A 17419-nucleotide genomic window follows, 5' to 3' on the forward strand; every position below is an offset into this window, starting at 1 on the left:
CTTCTTCACCGGCGTCACCGAGCTACCTCCGAATTCTGCCGCACCCTGCGTACGGCCGGAATCGACTGAGAAAGGGAGTCATCATGACGGAATCCTGGACACCCCCCGACGGGTTGTACCGGAAGTCCGATGTCATCAACGTGTCCTTGGGCATGTTCAAGAGCCACGCTTACCGTTGCCCGGCCGCCGACGCGCTGAAGGCACGAGGCTATCGCCCTCAGCGCTTCTCCCCGCGGGGCCAGGAAGTGCTGGAACAGTTCCCCTTCGGCCCCATGATGGCCGCGCTCGACCGCGGTGCGGCGGATGACGGAGCAGTAGGAGGGGCGGCTTCGGACAGTGCGGATGACTCCGGTGCCGGACGCCCGACGCCTGCGGTTCATGACGGCCTGCGGCAGTGGACCGCGCACGCCGTGTCCATGTACCGAGCCGCGTTCCCGCCGGATCCGGATGATCTCCTTGCAGAAGCTCCGGAGCCCTGGGCCTACCGGCACCAGCTGTCCGTCCCGGACGGCCGGGGCGCACGCCAGTACCGCATCACCGCCTGGGGTCGCTGCCTGCAGTCGGCCGACGGGACCCGGCGCGAACTTCGGCTGCCGGTCAACCGGTTGAGCAACAGGGCGCCGGACGAGGCACATGCCGCCGCAGCCGCGTTGGTGCTGGCCGAGGGCACCCCGGGCCCGCCGCCCGCACGCGTTCGCGTCGTAGAGTTCGCCCTCCTCGACGGCGCGGTGCGCACGCTGTTCGACGGCACCCGGGCGGAAGCCGTCGAGCGGTACCGGACCCACGGTGCAGCTGCTCTGGCCCGTCTGCTGGACAACCACGAGTACCGGCCCGGCTCCGCATGCGGAGGCTGCGCGTACCTCGCCGTCTGCCCGGCCCTGCGCAAAGCGCCGGGTCTTCTGGGGGTCGACACGCCAGGGAGGCCACGCCGCACCTGGTCGGTCACCAACGGACGCAACTACCGGGAGTGTCCGGCCCGCGATCATCTGCGCAGGCTGAACCTGCCCACCTTGGACGCCGTGGAGCGGGGCCCTGCCGCCGAGCGCGGCCGTGCTGTGCACGCCTACCTCGCGGAGCGCCACGGCCACGGCTCCCTCCGGCCGTGCACGGTGAATGTGCCCGACCGGTGGGTTCCCGAAGGTTTCGCGCTGCCGGAGGAGGAACGCGAACTGGGTGTGCTCCTGCTCCGTCGGCACGCGGCGGTCTGCCCGCTGTTGTGCGTGCGGGACAGAAGCGACCTACGTGCGGAGCCGCGGGTGGTGCGGTACGACGCCACGGGGAACGCCGTCGTGATCGCCGCACCGGATCTGCTCTACCGGGACGGTGACTCCTGGGTGTGGCGCGAGACCAAGACGTCGGCCGGTGAGCGCCGGAAACCCGGCCGGCTTCTCGACAGCTATCCCCAGTTGGCGCTCGCGGTTCCGCTCATCGCCGACGGCACCATGGGTGGCTCACCGTCGCGCGCGCGGATCGAGATCGAGGTACTCCGCCCCGGCGGAGCGGATCTGGAGATCATCGACCCCTTCGACCGAGCCGTCCGGGGGGCTGCCGAGGAGGTGCTGAGCAGCCTGGCGGCCAACTGGCACCGGGACGACACCTATACCGCCAAGCCCGGTTCCCACTGCGCCCGGTGCGAGGTGGCGCGCTGGTGCCCGTCGGGCACCGAGGAAGGCGTGGCGGCATGAGGCCCGGGGTACCGGCGCCGCGGGCGGGCTCGCCGACAGGGAGCCACGAGGGGGCGGAGCTCTTCGCCGAGTTGTCACGCGTCGTGGCCGCGGCCGCTTCCCAGGAGCGGCTGCGGTCATTCTCGTTGCCCTATCCGCGCGACGCCCAGCTCGCGCTCGACCGCATGGTGCTGTACTGCCTCGGCCGGGGACGTACACCGCCCAGGAGTGTTCCGGAGCTGCTGTCCTGGTGCCGGCGGACCACCGCGGGCGACCCGTTGTTCCAGGTGCCACCGGATCAGGTGTCCCCGGACGCCACACTGATCCACCCCGATGGGGCGATGCCCACCAGAACATGTCTTGAGCTGGCTTCCGCCGGTCCCCGGGGGGAGATCGAGCAGGAGGCGCTCAGCCTCATGGCGGGGCTGGCGGCGCGATGTGGCTCCCCCGTGGAGTATCGCCGCTGCCGGAGTTTCCTGATGGGCCGGCCCCTGATCAGCCAGGCGGACCGGATGCACGGGCGCGGACGCTGGAACAAGGCGGTCTGGGACCGGGTCAAGGGCTTGTACGGACCCGTACCGGAGTATCTGCGGCGCGGGCGGCTGCTCGTTCTGTGCGGGACCTGCGGACTTCCCGCCCGGAAGGACGATGAGCGGGCCGGCCGGTCGGGTACCTGGTGCGAGAAGGAGGACTGTCCGCCGGGGGTTCCCCTTCGGCTCGTCCGCGATCCCGGCCACACCCTCCTGTTGCGGCGGAGCCTGCGGATTTTCCTCGTCCTGGCGGGCCCGACCGAGCGGGCGGCACTGGCCGAACTGACCCGCGCGAAGGTTGGACACGAGTTCAGCTCGGCCGGCCTCGGCTCCTACCGGATCCGCCGAGCCGGTACCCCGGACCAGCTGATGCGGGTGTACGACCGGCAACAGCCCGTTCTGCTCGCCTCCAGGATCAACGAATCCGCCGCCGGTCCCTCTGCGGTGACGCTCGTCGTGGTCCCGCGGAGGCAGGCGGGCGACCCCGCCTACCGGACGGCCTTCGCGAGGGCGGTGGACACCGGCCCTCGCGGACGGCCGGTGCTCACGACCCCCGAGGACCTGGTCCACGACGTACGGGCAAGGCCCACCGCTACGAAAGGAACGGAGGCGGACCATGCGTAGCCTGAACGAGCCGCTCAGGGAGGTGTTCGTCGAGCTCTCGGCGTTCGCCGGTCCGACCGTGCGCAGGCCGGCACTTGAGGCCCTGTGCCAGGTCGAGCTAGGTCTGCACCTGCAGAGGAGGCTGATGCCCGACAGCCCCGCAGCGCACGCGTGGGTGCTGTTCAGCGGGTACCCCTTCGCCACCACGTGGGGTGCCCCGATGCCGGCGGACGCCGAGACCATGCTCCACGTCGGACGGTATTCCCTGTGGACCTTGCGCCGGGGACGGGCCTGGCGCGAGGCGCTGGAGCGGTACCAGCGGTTCGCACGTCCGCTGCGCGTCTTCGACGTGCCCGACCCCGGCCTGCCGGCCGAAGCGTGCGAGACGTCCGTCGCACACGGGCGCGGTCAGGTGTACGACGAACTACTGCGGCTCGCGCCGCCGCTGACGGGTAAACGGCTCAGGTCGGCGGGGCCCGGACCGCACGCGTTTCCGGTCGGCCGCAACATGGCGGTGGTCGACCTGCCGTCCGTACCCAGCACGCCTCTGGTCGCACACGACGTGGACATGCTGCCACCCGGCGGGGGCGAGCCGCTGAACTTCAGCCTTGCCGAACTGGAACGGACCGCGGCCCGGATGGATGCCCGGCAGTGCGGGCAGGACTGGGTCGGCAGGTTGCGAGCCTTCAACCTCTCGACCAGACAGGGCGACGGCTTCGGGCCGTCCACCACGTTCACCGTCAGCCGGATCCAGCACCTTCTCGGCATCGTCGGGGCGGGCAAGAGCACCCTGCGCGACATCATCGCCGTTCACCTCGCCACCTTGCCCGTTCCCAAACGCGTCACTGTTGTGGTCGGCGATGTCACCGAAGTGCTCAAGCTCGTCAAGCTCTACAACGTCCATACCCGGAGCGCGGCCGCTCCCATTCTCGGGGCGGCGGGCAGGGAGCGGCATGCCCAGCGTCTGCACCGACGACTGGCCGGGCGGGGCGAACACCGACTGCTCGCCCACGACGACTCCTCCTTCGACTATCTCGGCACCTCCTGTGCGTTGAACGTCCTGCGCCGTGGCACGCCGGGCGAGGGGCCGCTCGGCTTCGGAGAGGCGCCCTGCAATCGCCTTCAGCCCAATTCCCGCCGCCCCGAACCCACGGACGGACAGGGGGCGGTGCGCTGGCAGAAGCAGACGGTCAGCTGCCCGTACTGGTCGGCCTGCCCCCGCCATCACGCGGCCCGCGAACTCGTGGACGCCGACATCTGGGTGACCACGCAGGCCGGTCTCATCGATGCCCGCCCGCCGCGTCCGCAGAACGGCGAACGTATCCGGTATCTGGAGCTGGCCTGCCGACGCAGCGACCTCGTGATCGTGGACGAGGCGGACCGTGTCCAGATGCAGTGGGACCAGGCATTCGCCCCGGCCGTGTTGCTCGCGGGCGGTGACAAGGACGGCTTCATCGACAAGCTGAGCGGGCACAAGACACGTGAGTTCTCCGTCGGCGGCAGGACCCAGCTCTCCGATCGGGACGTGGAGAACTTCTCGGCGGCGCTGAACACGGCGGCGGCGGCGACCGACCGCCTGTACGCCATGCTGGTCGGCAGTCACGAACTGCGTACGTGGGTCAGGACCGGCTACTTCAGCGCCTGGACGCTTCAGCTCGGACTGCTCGACGAGCGCTATCCGCTACCCGATGACGACGACGACCGGAGCGGGCAGGCCGGTCCGGACACCGCCGTCCGGGAGGCACTGGGCACCAGACTGGACGCCTTCAGGGACAACCCGTTCGGTGACCGCTTCCGCTTGACCAAGGAGGACTTCGCCGAACTCACCGGTCTGTTGAACGAGGTTCTGCACACCAGTAGTCCCGAGCATACGAGGCGGCGCCTCGTGACCGTGATGGAGGAAGTCTTCCGCCTGGACGAACCCTTCATGGCCGCACGGAAGGCTCGGTACGAGGATGAGCTGGCCATCTGGAAGGGAAAGCTGAAGAAGTGGGAGGACGGCCCGCGCAAGAGGAAGAAGCCCCGGCCGCCGCAGAGCCCGGAAATCTGGAAGTCGGAGTTTGCCAGGAAATTCGAATTCACTCTTCTGCTGTGTGCGCTCGAACCGAGACTCGCGCTGATCAACACGATGTGGCCGCGGGTCGAGGCTGCCCTCAGGCTGGGCTACAACTCCATGTACCGCCGCCCGGCCGACTACGGGCCGATGGTGCCCGAAGCACCGATGGGAAATGTCCTGGGCTTCCAGTTTCACGTCAAAGGACCGGACGAGGGCGGAGTCCGCACTGGCGAGCTTTCCTTCTTCCGGTGCAGCGGCGTCGGGCGCGAACTGCTTCGGGCGATGCCCGATCTGGCGGCCGTGGACGGCAGGCCGGGCGCCCATGTCCTTCTCATGTCCGGCAGCAGTTGGGCCGGCCGGTCCAGCCGATATCACATTCCGGTGGACGTGGGAGTGGTCATCGAGCCACGGCCGGAAGTGACCCGCCGCATCGCCATAGAGAGCGAGATGCGGATCGAGTTCATCACCGAGGACGGTGTGGCCCTGCGGATCTCGGGAACCGCACCGGAGGACCGGCCGGAGATGCTGCGCCGCATCGTGACCCGGCTCGGAGCGAGCGTCGACGAGGACAAGGAGGACGGCGGCCCCCTGGAAGTGGAACTGCTGTCGCTCCCTGCCGGACGCGATCAGATCCTGCTCCTGGTGGGAAGCTACGAAGAGGCACGGGTAGCGGCGGACGCCCTGCACACCCTCAACTCCCGCTGGAAGAACAGGGTCCTGCGACTGGTCTCGGACGACGAGGACATCGAGGACGGCAGCGAGGGGGACAGTGACCACCACGCCCGGGTGCTGCGCCGAGGCGATGTGGAGCATCTGAAGGACTGCGGGGCGGACATTCTCGTAGCCCCTCTCCTCGCGGTCGAGCGAGGGCACAACATCCTCAACGACGAATCCGTGGCAGCCATCGGTACGGTCTACTTCCTCGCCCGCCCGAATCCGCACCCCGACGACCTCGCGCTCGCCGTCCACGCCATCAACGACTGGATCGTCCGGGCGATGGGCGACGGCAAGTTCGCCACCTGGGTCCGCAGCGGCGCGACTGTGGAGGAAGGCGCCGATGAGGTCCGGCGACAAGCGCGCTCGCGCTGGTACCGGGTACTTCAGCGCAGCATGGCCTGGAGCCGGCTCGGGGACGACCGCGAACAAGTCACCTGGGACATGCTCGTCCTGATGTGGCAGGTGATCGGACGCCTCGTGCGAGGTGGCGTGCCTGCCCGCGTGGTCTTCGTGGACGCTGCCTTCGCGCCGTACGGGTCCACCACACCTTCACGGCCGGACACGCCGGAATCCAGCCTTCTGCACAGCGTGCTGGACGTCCTACGGCCCTATTTCACCGACACCGGCGAGAAGTCGGGGCACGACAGGTTCATCACCGAGGCACTCTACGGACCGCTGTGGCTGATGCTGAACCGCTGTCTGCACCCGGCCCCGCGTACCGATGAACCCGAAGAACGCGGCCGCACGGCCGACGAGTCAGGGGGCACCCCATGTACCACGTGATCAGGACAGCGGCCTACGAGCCCGACCCGGCGTACGGGCCGTGGCTCGAATCCCCGTACGTGATGCCGTTCGGCGAGGAACTGCACGCGGAGCTCACCTCCCTGTACGCCCGCACGCGCCGTTCCGGTGACGGCCCGCTGCCGGTACGCGGGCTCAACTCCCTCCTGCGCGCCCTGGCCCCCGGGGTGGTGGCCACCGCCCGCAACGCGGGTGCGGATTCCCGGCTCCCGTGGCTGTACGGGCGTGAGCCCGTGCCACGAGAGGTGATCGCACCACTGATCAGCACCTGGGCGGCCGACCTGTCACAGGCACGGGTACGGGAGGACGAGGACGAGACAATCGATCTCGCGAGCAGGGAGGACGAACTGTTCCGGGGCCTCGACGCGGCCCTGGAAGACCTGCCCCGATGGCAGTCCGCACCGATCGACCTCACTGAGACGATCGTCTCGGCGGGCGGCACGGCCGAGCCGGCCCAGCGGTTGTACAGCCTGCTCCCGGAGTGGATCGCCTTTCGCCTGGCAGCCCACCCGTTCCGTACCGGAGGGGCCGAACTCCGCTTCCGCGTCGTGAGCCGCGAGAACGGTGCGGAACTGGTCTCCTGGCCGCCCCAGCGGTACGAGCACCGCAAACGGACCTGGTACTACTCGGCCCTGGTCGGTGTCACCGTCCACACCGTGCCGTTCGCCGACCGCTTCCGGATCCATGTCTCGACCAGTATCCGCCGGTGGGCCACCCGCCTGGAGGCCCGGTCCCAGGACCTGCGAGGGGCCACCGTGCTGCTGGACGCGCCGCTTCCCTGGCCGGACATTCCCGATCTGAGGGAGCGGCTGATCGAGAACGCGTTCGCCTACGACCGCAGCCGCGGACGCCTGGCGTGGCGCAACCACAGCCCTGCTCTGATCCTGCCGGACCTGGACATCGTGCACAGCTACCCGGAACCGGGAGATCTGCTCACCGACCCGGAGAAGTGGATCAACGGGCGCCAGGACATCGCCGCAGGAATCGTCTACCGGCCGGCCCTCGGCTCCCACAGCGTGGGTCCCGGACTGATGCCCAAGGAGCGCGCGGAGCTGGACGCCTGGGCCGAGGAAGGACTGCGGCCCATGCTCCGGCGCGTTCCGGACCTGACCAGGGTCACCCGGCACAACACTCCCGCGCTCCTGCCCAGGTCCGGTCCCGTAGGCGATGCCGAATCACGTGAGGCACGCCAGGCGACCGCCCGCCGCAAGGCGCTGGCGAATGCCCTGGACGGCAGCCCGCTGGAGATCGACATCCTCTGGCAGTCGCCCGAGACACGGGCGGAACTGCTCGCCGCCCTCCCGGACCTGATCGGACTGCCGCCCGGCCGACAGGACAGCGGCCGGACGGAGGCGACCTGGCACTGGCAGGCCGACGGTCTCGACATCCGGGTCCGGACCAGCCATGCCGGAGCACTGGCCACACCGCTGGAACTCCCGGGCGACCGCAAACGGCATCGTGCCGTCCGCCTCGCGGAGGCCATCGCCGACCGGGGTGCAATCATCGCCGACCGTGTCGAACGGCCGAGGGACGTACGGGGGATGGCGATCATCGAGCTCGGGGGAAAGGACCACTTCCGGGCCCTCGACTCCGATCCGAAGCACGCGCTGCGTCTCGGCTTCGCGAGCCGGGGACGGCTCAGCCAGTTCATCGGTCTTCCCGGGGACGCCGAAGACACACTCCCGCACCGGGCGCGCTCGGCGTGGCTCGACGCCTTCCGCCAGCTCGGGGCAACCACACCTCCCGCGCACCGGGTAGGGGCGGGCATCCCGCAGGACGTGCAGTACGCCGCCCTCTGGCTGGTGCGCTACACGAAGAAGGGGCCCACACGGTGTCCCGCGCGCCGACTGGTCGCGGTACGCGTCCGCCCCGACGAAGGCCACGGCGTCATCCACGGCTGGGACTCCGAACGCGCGGCGTGGGTGCCCTACCCGGACCTTCTTCTCTCCCTGTCCGGGAACGCGGCGGTCACCGGTCCCGTCCCCGCCCGGAGCGGAACGGTCACCGAGGACGGGCAGCAGGAGGCCGAACGACAGATCCGGGCGCTGCTCTTCCAGCTGCGCGACCGCCCCACGCTGCTCATGGCAAGCAGCGGAAACCTGCGTCAGTGCTGGCCCCGACTCCGTAACGGAGCGCTGGCGCGGGACATGCTGGGTTTCGGTGCGTCCGAAGCTCAACGGCTCGCGGTGTACGGCCCCGACCTGCGAGTCGTCCTCGCCCGGGACGCCAACGGCCGTGACGAGGTCCCCGAGTGGTACGCGCACGACGGCGAGGGCAAGGCGGGCTTCGCGAAGGGGGTGTGGGGCACGCCCGACCCGGAGAACCGCGTCTTCGCCAGTACGGCGGACGTACCGCACACGGCGACGCTGCCCAAGGGGCTCATGAAGCTGGTCCCCACCGCCGCAGGCCGTACCGCTCCGGGCAAGAGCGCATGGAACCCTGTCCACCTGGAACTGACGGTGCTCGGCTGTCTGTCGGAGAAGGCCCTGGCCGACGCCGGAAGGACGGACCGCCCGGCCGACCGGCCCGCCGAGTGGGCCACCCTCGTGCACCAGCTTCGCTTCCACGACGACTACCCGCCCCTGGCACGCCCGCTGCCCCTGCACCTGGCACGGATGGCGTGTGAGTACGTCCTGCCGCTCGCTACCGCCTTCTCGCAACAGGCTCCGGTGATGGACAGCGAGCAGGAGGAAGGGCCGGACGCGCCGTCCGCGGACTGACGGGCCGCGCGCGGCCGCACCCCGGGCCGGGTGACCTCAGCCCGGGGTGCGGGCTCGGGCCGTGGTGGCCGCACGGACACTGTGCCGGGGATCCCGGGCGAGTAACCGGAGGACTTCCTCGACCACGTCGGATGCCTCGGACGCAACACCTGCCGCGGCTTCCGCCAGTGTGTGACGGACCCGGAAATCGCTGTCCAGACAGAGGCGCAGCGCTGTTTCGCGGTAGCGACCGGGGCTTCGCATGCTCAGTACGGCGCTGAGCTGACGGACGGAGCGGTGCTCATGGGCTGCGAGGAGATCGGCGTCGATCGTGTCCGTGATCTCCTGGGGCAACTCGTTGAGGGTCAGTGCTGCCGCGTTGACCTCGGAGGGTTCGTCGCTGCGCAGCATCCCGACCGCTCGGTCCCGCGACCAGGCATGGTCCTCGGTGGTGATCGCCGAGGACCCGGCCAGTCGCAGGCCTGCTGCGCGAAGTGAGCTGGATCCCAAGTTGATCTTGAATGCGCTGAGCGGATGACTCGATCCCATGAGCTCGTCATAGCGACCGCTGTCGTACGTGCCGAGGACGAAGGCCTGGGCGGCGGTGAACACTTCGTGCGTGGCTGTCCGCGGACTGCCCAGGACGATGTTGCGCACGCCGATCAGCGCATCCTGCCTGGTCGACGCGGCTTCCCGGGGGTCATCGGCGAGGGCCAGCAGCTTCGAGGCACAGGCTTGTAGATCCTCGGGGCCGAGGCTGCTGATGAGGCAGGAGTCGGTGACGAGCGTGCTGCCGATGCTGATACGTCCAGGCACGGGCTCAGGCCGTCCGAGTACCCGGTTCCGGGCGGCTTCCGCCCGGAACCGGGTACTCGGACGGTCCGGCTCCAGCTCCAGAAGAGCGGCATCGGCCAGGCGGCTCCCGGCATCGGCCAATCCGGACAACCGGTGCCGCAGAGTGAGGCGTTCCGGCTCGGTCAGTGGGTTCCGTCCGCTGCCCCCGTCCCCTTCGACCGCGGCCCCGGGCCGGGACGCGAGCAGTTCCCATAGCTGGTGGTCCACCAGGAGTCGCAGAGCCGCGTCGACGTTCTGATCAGCCAGATCGAACAGTCTGGTGAGCGCGGGCATGGCCAGATCCGGGTGGGCGCGAGCGATGGCGACGGTTGCGGAGGCGTGCTCGTCGTCGGTATGCAGGTACTGACCTGATGAGCGCGGAACATCGGAGGCGAGGAGATCCAGAAGGGCGACTGCCTGCGCCGGGGTGCCCCTGGCCGCGAGTGAGCAGGCTGCTTTCGTGGCACCGAGCGACAGGGCGTACGTCGGCGAGTCGATCAGCTCGCCGGCTCGGCCGCGGGTGGCCAGACTGATCAAGTCGTCGAGGAGTACGACGGCGGTGCTGTCCTCCAGGAGATCCTCCTGCTCGGCGACACAGGTCGCCCGTGCGCGCAGCACCCACCACGGGGCGTCGTCGAACGAACCCGTCGGCAGCAGACGATCGCCCGACGCGGCAGTCAGTTCACTGAGCTTCTTCCGTTCGCCCGCACGCTGATAGAGAGTTGCCGCCAACCCGGGTTCACCGTTGTCGCGGTACAGATCTGCGAGAAAGGTCAGTGCCTCCGTCTCCTCGGCCCAACTCCCCGTCAGAACACTGTCGATCAGCCAGCGCCGGGCCGACAGCACCGCTTCGACCGGCTTTTTGCCGACCAGGGCCGCCATGGCCTGTGCACGAGGAGAGCGGATACGACTCAGCAGTTGGCCCGTGCCGGTCGCCCGCACCGTCTGGGCGAGCCGGTGCTCCTCGTCGATGGCCGTGGTCCACGGTCCGAACAGGACGTTCGCGGCGCGGATCGCATAGAGCCAGTCCGCCGCGTCCTCTGGCAGCCTGGCATGGATCGCTTCGTGAACAGCGTCCCGCCAGGCTTCGGTCGCTTCCTCCGCACGGCCTTCGAGACAGCAGCGCCGCGCCTCACGAGCACTGATCAGCGCGGCGTGCCGCGCCGGCACCCGATGCCCCCGCGCCATCCGCAGGAGAGTTGCGCGCTCGGAAGCGTGCGACTCGGCACGCGTGAGTCGCAGTCGGATGACGATGTCTTCCCCGCCACCCTCGACGCGGGTCCTGGCCGCTCGGCCGACGGCTGCCTCGATCAGAGCGTCCAGCTCTTCCAGCCGGTGGGGTTGCGTGGCGAGCAGATCCTCGGCCAGCAGAAGAACCAGCAAAGGCCAGTACTCCAGATCCTCGGTCGCCGTGTCGCTCAAGGCGGTCAGGAGCGCATCCGGAGAGCCGAGCGGGTGGAGGACGGCGGTGACAGCGGTGTTGATGAGCCTCGCATGGCGCCGGGTTGTCGCGGACCGTTCCGTTCCCTCCGCCTCTGCGGCCTTCGCGACCTTGTCCAGGAGCCGGGTGAGCTTTCGCGGTTCCAGCCTGTCGCCGTACATGAGTGCTACGGCGGCGAGGCGTGCCGCCAGGTCGGCCGCGTCGTCGAAGAGTCCGGCCTCCTGGAGCGCATCGAGTTGCCTGTTCCTCAAAGCGATGGCATGGCCGCGGAACCCTGCCTCGTCCAACCGAACGGCGAGGCCCTCGTACAGCCGGGCCGCCTCCTCAGGTGCCTCACCGCGCTTGGCGTCGGCCTCCCGCAGGATGTGCACGACGTCGTCGGTGGCCAGCGGGCCGATGAGGGTTCGCTCCGCGAGGGTGCGCAGGTCGGGAGGCGGTGCGGGTACCCCCGGCAAGGGGGCTCCTGTACAGAACACATTCGCGGTCTCCCTTGTCCAGAACCGGGCGACGATGTCTCCGCGGAAGCGGAGCTGTTCGTTGATCTGTTCGCTGCCCCAGAGATCCAGCTCCACGTCGGGATGGGCGTCCTGGAGCCGCGCCAGCTCTTCGGCGAAGCCGGTCGCCTCGGTGGACGCGGAGGTGGCCACGATGAGTCGGTAGGCCTGGAACGGCCGCTTGCCCCGGGTGAATTTCCCGACTGCCGCGCGCAGAGCAGCCACGCTGAAGACCTTGTAGTCCTTGCACTGGACGACGGTGTAACGGCTGTCGGGTTCGCGGCCGGCCAAGTCGATACCGTGCTGCGACTGCCCGAGAACCCCGTACCGTCGGAATCTGACGCCGCGAAGTCCCAGGACGTCGCGGGAGATCGCCAGCATGAACCGTTCGAAGCGGTCCCATCCAAGATGCAGGTCGAGGTCATCGCCGGCAGCGGTGTTTCCCGGAGAGCCCGCTCCGGGTGCGGCCCGCAGGTTCGGATCGTCGAACCAGTCTCTCCATGGTGCGGCGCCCTTGTTCCTGCCGCCGCCCGCCCCCTCGGAGCCTCGTGATGAACCGTCCCGGCCGGATGATGAGGTGACCACCCTGCGAGCTTTCCACCCTTTGCCGTCGGCTGTCACCAAAACGTCTGGATCACCGGTTTCGGCACCGAGCGCTCGGGGCGGGCCGCAACGGCTGTGGGCCGCCGCGCAGGGCGAATTCCAGGGGGCGTGGCAACACGTGATCACTGACGCGTGGCGGTGTGCAGTTTCCCGGTGATCCTGAGCGGTCCAACGTTCACTGCTGGGCGCGTCCCTTGACCTGGGACGAACTCGATCTCACCGCTACCTGCCGCAGTCGCCGAACCGAACCCTCCACGCAATTGCGGCAGGGTCGGCGACTTCTTCGCTTGGCATGGCGAGATCTCCCCGGTCATCAGAAGGCTGCCCGTCGCACACGGAGCCGCGGCAGAGCAGCGAGGGCCGCCACCCCGGTTATGGGGTAGCGGCCCTCGGCCGACGTTTTTGGCATCACGTCAGTGAATCGGCCGGGCGGTGCACACTCGGCGCACAGGGATGGGTCGCCCGACCCTGTCGCCTAGAGGTCGAAGTACAGCTCGAACTCGTGCGGGTGCGGGCGCAGCTGGATCGGGGCGATCTCGTGCGTGCGCTTGTAGTCGATCCACGTCTCGATCAGGTCGGGCGTGAAGACGCCGCCGGCCTGGAGGTACTCGTTGTCCGCCTCCAGCGCCTCAAGGACGGCCGGGAGCGACGTCGGGACCTGCTGGACGTTGGCGTGCTCCTCGGGAGCCAGCTCGTAGAGGTCCTTGTCGATCGGCTCGGCCGGCTCGATCTTGTTCTTCACGCCGTCGAGGCCCGCCATCAGCAGCGCCGAGAAGGCGAGGTACGGGTTCGAGGACGGGTCCGGGGCGCGGAACTCGACGCGCTTCGCCTTCGGGTTCGAGCCCGTGATCGGGATGCGCATCGCGGCGGAGCGGTTGCGCTGCGAGTAGACCATGTTGACCGGGGCCTCGAAGCCGGGGACCAGGCGGTGGTACGAGTTCACCGTCGGGTTGGTGAAGGCCAGCAGCGACGGGGCGTGCTTGAGGATGCCGCCGATGTAGTAGCGCGCCATGTCCGACAGGCCCGCGTAACCCTGCTCGTCGTAGAACAGCGGGTCGCCGCCCGCCCACAGGGACTGGTGGACGTGCATGCCCGAGCCGTTGTCGCCGAAGATCGGCTTCGGCATGAAGGTCGCGGTCTTGCCGTTGCGCCAGGCGACGTTCTTCACGATGTACTTGAAGAGCATCAGGTCGTCGGCCGCGGCCAGCAGAGTGTTGAACTTGTAGTTGATCTCGGCCTGGCCGGCGGTGCCGACCTCGTGGTGCTGGCGCTCGACCTGGAGGCCGTTCTTGTCCAGCTCCAGGGAGATCTCGGCACGCAGGTCGGCGAAGTGGTCGACCGGCGGGGTCGGGAAGTAGCCGCCCTTGTAACGGACCTTGTAACCGCGGTTGTTCTCCGTCGCACCGGTGTTCCAGGCGCCTGCCTCGGAATCGATGTGGTAGAAGCTCTCGTTCGCCGACGTCTGGAAGCGGACGTTGTCGAAGACGTAGAACTCGGCCTCGGGGCCGAAGTACGCGGTGTCGGCGATGCCGGTGGAGGTGAGGTACGCCTCGGCCTTCTTGGCCACGTTGCGCGGGTCACGGCTGTACTGCTCGCCGGTGATCGGGTCGTGGATGAAGAAGTTGACGTTGACCGTCTTGTCGCGGCGGAACGGGTCCACCCGAGCCGTCGACAGGTCCGCGCGGAGGGCCATGTCGGACTCGTGGATGGCCTGGAAGCCGCGGATCGACGAACCGTCGAAGGCGAGTTCCTCGGCCGGGTCGAAGGACGCTGCCGGGATCGTGAAGTGCTGCATCACCCCGGGCAGGTCGCAGAAGCGGACGTCGATGAACTTGACGTCGTTGTCCGCGACGTACTTCTGCACTTCGTCGGCGTTCTGGAACATCCAACTCCTCCTACTCCCGGCCCGGGCGGGACGGGGTTGCAGCTTGTTGTGCGGCCAGTGCGGTGGCACACGCTGGACCCGACCATAGGCAGGCGGGATTTCTCAAGCATGACCCATTTGTTTCGCCCAAGTTAACCGGGGCGGGTGTGGGCAGCACCTCGGCGACGTGTATCGGTGCCCCGCCCGGCCGGGGGCGGAAGGGGGCGCAGTACCGTGGACGGGTGGACAACAGGCAAGCAATCGGATCGTGGCTCTCCGGGCCGCGTGCGGCCGCCGAGGAGATGGGTGCCGACTTCGGCTACCGGGGCAAGAGGCTCGGTCTGCCCGAGGAGGGACCGGGGGCCGTGGCCCCGCTCGGCCGCCGCTTCGGCGCTCTCTTCATCGACTGGTCGCTCTGCATGCTGATCGCATACGGGCTGCTCGCTCGCGGTGACCAGCAGGCGGCGGGCAACTGGGCGCTCGGCGTCTTCCTCGTGCTGAGCGTGCTGACCGTCGGAACCATCGGTTCCACGCCCGGCAAGCGCATCCTCGGGCTGCGGGTCGTCGCCGAGGGCGGTGGCCGGATCGGCTTCGGGCGCGTGATCCTGCGGAGCGTCCTGCTCCTCCTGGTGATTCCCGCCCTGGTCTGGGACCGCGACGGGCGCGGACTGCACGACCGGCTGGCCCGCGCCGTTCAGGTCCGCAGCTGAGCCAGGACGCACGCGGGTCGGTTTCGTAGCCGGGTCGGCACGCGAACGCCAGCCGTACGGGGACGAGAAGGCGGCCCCGGTATCCGATCGACTCGATCGGATACCGGGGCCGCCTTCTCGCGTGTGTGGTGCGGTCAGCGCATCTTTCCGCCGCGCGGCATCCGCATGCCCTTCGGCATCGGCCCCTTCGGCAGCGGCATGTTGCTCATCAGGTCGCCCATCGCGCGCAGCCGGTCGTTGGCCGCGGTCACCTGCGGGCCGGACAGGACGCGGGGCAGCTTCAGCATCTTGGCGCGCACCTTCTTCAGCGGCACCTGGCCCTCGCCGTCACCGACGATGATGTCGTGCACCGGTACGTCGATCACGATGCGGGCCATCTTCTTCTTCTCGGCCGCCAGGAGTGCCTTCACCCGGTTCGGGTTGCCCTCGGCCACCAGCACGATGCCGGCCTTGCCGACGGCACGGTGCACGACGTCCTGGCTGCGGTTCATCGCGACCGCGGGCGTCGTGGTCCAGCCACGGCCCACCCGGTCCAGTACGGCCGCCGCCGCACCGGGCTGCCCCTCCATCTGCCCGAAGGCCGCCCGCTCGGCACGCCGCCCGAAGACGATCGCCATCGCGAGGAGGGCCATTACGAAGCCCAGGATGCCCAGATAGATCGGATGCCCGACCACGAAGCCGATGGCGAGGAGGACACCGAAGGTGACGATTCCCACACCAGCGACGACGAGACCGATCTTGGAGTCGGTCCGCCTGGTCATCTTGTAGGTCAGGGCGATCTGCTTGAGCCGCCCCGCGTTCTCGGCGCTGTCCGCGCCTTCAGTGTTTGCCTTCCTCGCCATGCGCAGAAGTTTACGTGGCCTAGGAACGCTGGTCGGCCACGGCCTCCAGTACGTGCAGGGCCTCGACCCGGTCCTTGGCCCGGCGGCGGTCCTCCAGGACCGCGGTCCAGGCGTTGCGGCGGGCCGTGCGCTGGCCGCTGCTCAGCAGCAGCGACTCGACGGCGCGAAGGGCATCGGTGACGGACGGGATGGCGTGGGCACGGACCGGCGCGGCCTGCATCGTGGTGTTCCCCTCGGAGCGGATGCGCGGAATGTGGGCGGAGCGACGTGCGGCGAACAGTGACGGCGGCCGCCGCGAGAGCTGCTGCCGCTTCTGCCTAGGGTCACTGCTCGGTGTTACCAGTGCGTGACCGGTCGGTCAAACACCAATGAAACCTTGATTCCGGGGCTACGCACGTTGGCGCGGCCCATACGCGTCCCCGACCTGCGGGGAGCGTACGGACCGCGCCGAACGATCTATTACCGATCAGTAGCCTCTTGTGCGCGGATTCACACGGCGGGTGCGGCCGCGGGGGCCCCGTTGGCGGCGCCGCGCGCCTCCATCGCCTGCTGGAAAAGACGCCCGGCGCGGTACGAGGAACGCACCAGCGGCCCCGACATCACACCGGAGTAGCCGATCGCGTCGGCCTCGTCCTTCAGCTCCACGAACTCGTGCGGCTTCACCCAGCGCTCGACCGGGTGGTGCCGTACGGACGGCCGCAGGTACTGCGTGATCGTGATGAGCTCGCAACCCGCGTCGTACAGGTCCTGGAGCGCCTCGCTGACTTCCTCACGGGTCTCGCCCATGCCGAGGATCAGGTTGGACTTGGTCACCAGACCGGCCTCACGGGCCCGCGTGATGACTTCCAGGGAACGCTCGTAACGGAATCCGGGGCGGATCCGCTTGAAGATCCGCGGCACCGTCTCCACGTTGTGCGCGAGCACCTCGGGGCGCGAGGAGAAGACCTCGGCGAGCTGCTCGGGCTCCGCGTTGAAGTCGGGGATCAGCAGCTCGACCTTGGTCGCGCCCGCCTCCCGCTCCGCCGTCAGCGCGTGGATCTGGCGCACGGTCTCGGCGTACAGCCAGGCGCCGCCGTCCTCCAGGTCGTCGCGGGCGACGCCGGTGATGGTGGCGTAGTTCAGGTCCATCGTGACGACCGACTCGCCGACGCGGCGGGGCTCGTCGCGGTCCAGCGCCTGCGGCTTGCCCGTGTCGATCTGGCAGAAGTCACAGCGCCGGGTGCACTGGTCGCCACCGATGAGGAAGGTGGCTTCGCGGTCCTCCCAGCATTCGAAGATGTTGGGACAGCCCGCCTCCTGGCAGACCGTGTGCAGCCCCTCGCTCTTCACGAGCTTCTGCAACTGGTTGTACTCGGGGCCCATCTTCGCCCGGGTTTTGATCCACTCGGGCTTGCGCTCGATGGGGGTCTGGCTGTTCCGGACCTCCAGGCGCAGCATCTTGCGCCCGTCGGGTGCGACAGCGGACACTCCGGCACTCCCCTTTGCTCTCGCTGCATTCGATTCTTCGGCGAACACCAGGGTACGCCCGTAGTTCAAACGGTCTTACGCCTGGCCAACCTGT

General features: G+C 69.0%; 10 protein-coding genes. 5 read left to right on the forward strand and 5 right to left on the reverse strand.

Annotated features, from left to right (window positions below):
* Positions 1 to 83: 83 nt before the first annotated feature.
* The 4 genes from OG413_RS21240 to OG413_RS21255 are packed head-to-tail and all read left to right on the forward strand — an operon-like array spanning position 84 to position 9091.
* Positions 84 to 1685 (forward strand): PD-(D/E)XK nuclease family protein, encoded by a 1602-nt coding sequence (locus tag OG413_RS21240; RefSeq protein ID WP_266807779.1) that lies wholly within the window; start codon positions 84 to 86, stop codon positions 1683 to 1685.
* On the forward strand, positions 1682 to 2818 hold the full coding sequence (locus OG413_RS21245; protein WP_266807781.1) for a hypothetical protein: 1137 nt from the start codon (positions 1682 to 1684) through the stop codon (positions 2816 to 2818). Before OG413_RS21240 ends, OG413_RS21245 begins: the two co-directional genes overlap by 4 nt.
* The gene (locus OG413_RS21250) at positions 2811 to 6353 is read left to right on the forward strand and encodes a hypothetical protein (protein WP_266807783.1); all 3543 of its coding nucleotides are present in this window, start codon (positions 2811 to 2813) and stop codon (positions 6351 to 6353) included. The genes OG413_RS21245 and OG413_RS21250 overlap by 8 nt, the downstream gene beginning before the upstream one ends.
* Complete coding sequence (locus OG413_RS21255) at positions 6341 to 9091, forward strand: DUF3962 domain-containing protein (RefSeq protein WP_266807785.1); 2751 nt, start codon at positions 6341 to 6343, stop codon at positions 9089 to 9091. The genes OG413_RS21250 and OG413_RS21255 overlap by 13 nt, the downstream gene beginning before the upstream one ends.
* 36 nt (positions 9092 to 9127) lie before the next feature.
* Here OG413_RS21255 and OG413_RS21260 read toward each other — a convergent pair whose 3' ends face one another.
* A complete protein-coding gene (locus tag OG413_RS21260; RefSeq protein ID WP_266807787.1) occupies positions 9128 to 12130 on the reverse strand; it encodes a hypothetical protein in 3003 nt (1000 codons plus the stop codon).
* Between the two features lie 787 nt (positions 12131 to 12917).
* Positions 12918 to 14327, reverse strand: coding sequence for a type I glutamate--ammonia ligase (gene glnA / locus OG413_RS21265; protein ID WP_266807789.1), 1410 nt, complete (start codon positions 14325 to 14327; stop codon positions 12918 to 12920).
* 281 nt (positions 14328 to 14608) lie between these two features.
* Between glnA and OG413_RS21270 the strand changes: the two genes are divergently transcribed.
* The gene (locus tag OG413_RS21270; RefSeq protein WP_266810277.1) at positions 14609 to 15016 is read left to right on the forward strand and encodes an RDD family protein; all 408 of its coding nucleotides are present in this window, start codon (positions 14609 to 14611) and stop codon (positions 15014 to 15016) included.
* A 134-nt stretch (positions 15017 to 15150) separates the two neighbouring features.
* Here the strand turns inward: OG413_RS21270 and OG413_RS21275 are convergent, their stop codons facing one another.
* The 3 genes from OG413_RS21275 to lipA form a co-directional block, all read right to left on the reverse strand.
* Positions 15151 to 15858, reverse strand: coding sequence for a DUF4191 domain-containing protein (locus OG413_RS21275; RefSeq protein WP_266807792.1), 708 nt, complete (start codon positions 15856 to 15858; stop codon positions 15151 to 15153).
* A gap of 19 nt (positions 15859 to 15877) precedes the next feature.
* Positions 15878 to 16078 (reverse strand): hypothetical protein, encoded by a 201-nt coding sequence (locus tag OG413_RS21280; protein WP_266807794.1) that lies wholly within the window; start codon positions 16076 to 16078, stop codon positions 15878 to 15880.
* A 269-nt stretch (positions 16079 to 16347) separates the two neighbouring features.
* Complete coding sequence (gene lipA / locus OG413_RS21285) at positions 16348 to 17325, reverse strand: lipoyl synthase (protein ID WP_266807795.1); 978 nt, start codon at positions 17323 to 17325, stop codon at positions 16348 to 16350.
* Positions 17326 to 17419 lie beyond the last annotated feature (94 nt).

Origin of the sequence: Streptomyces sp. NBC_01433 (assembly GCF_026340105.1) — a bacterium.
GTDB lineage: Bacteria > Actinomycetota > Actinomycetes > Streptomycetales > Streptomycetaceae > Streptomyces.

Coding starts and splice junctions, on each gene's coding strand:
- OG413_RS21240 (WP_266807779.1), top strand. CDS start 84: ATGACGGAATCCTGGACACCCCCCGACGGGTTGTACCGGAAGTCCGAT.
- OG413_RS21245 (WP_266807781.1), top strand. CDS start 1,682: ATGAGGCCCGGGGTACCGGCGCCGCGGGCGGGCTCGCCGACAGGGAGC.
- OG413_RS21250 (WP_266807783.1), top strand. CDS start 2,811: ATGCGTAGCCTGAACGAGCCGCTCAGGGAGGTGTTCGTCGAGCTCTCG.
- OG413_RS21255 (WP_266807785.1), top strand. CDS start 6,341: ATGTACCACGTGATCAGGACAGCGGCCTACGAGCCCGACCCGGCGTAC.
- glnA (WP_266807789.1), bottom strand. CDS start 14,327: ATGTTCCAGAACGCCGACGAAGTGCAGAAGTACGTCGCGGACAACGAC.
- OG413_RS21270 (WP_266810277.1), top strand. CDS start 14,609: ATGGGTGCCGACTTCGGCTACCGGGGCAAGAGGCTCGGTCTGCCCGAG.
- OG413_RS21275 (WP_266807792.1), bottom strand. CDS start 15,858: ATGGCGAGGAAGGCAAACACTGAAGGCGCGGACAGCGCCGAGAACGCG.
- OG413_RS21280 (WP_266807794.1), bottom strand. CDS start 16,078: ATGCAGGCCGCGCCGGTCCGTGCCCACGCCATCCCGTCCGTCACCGAT.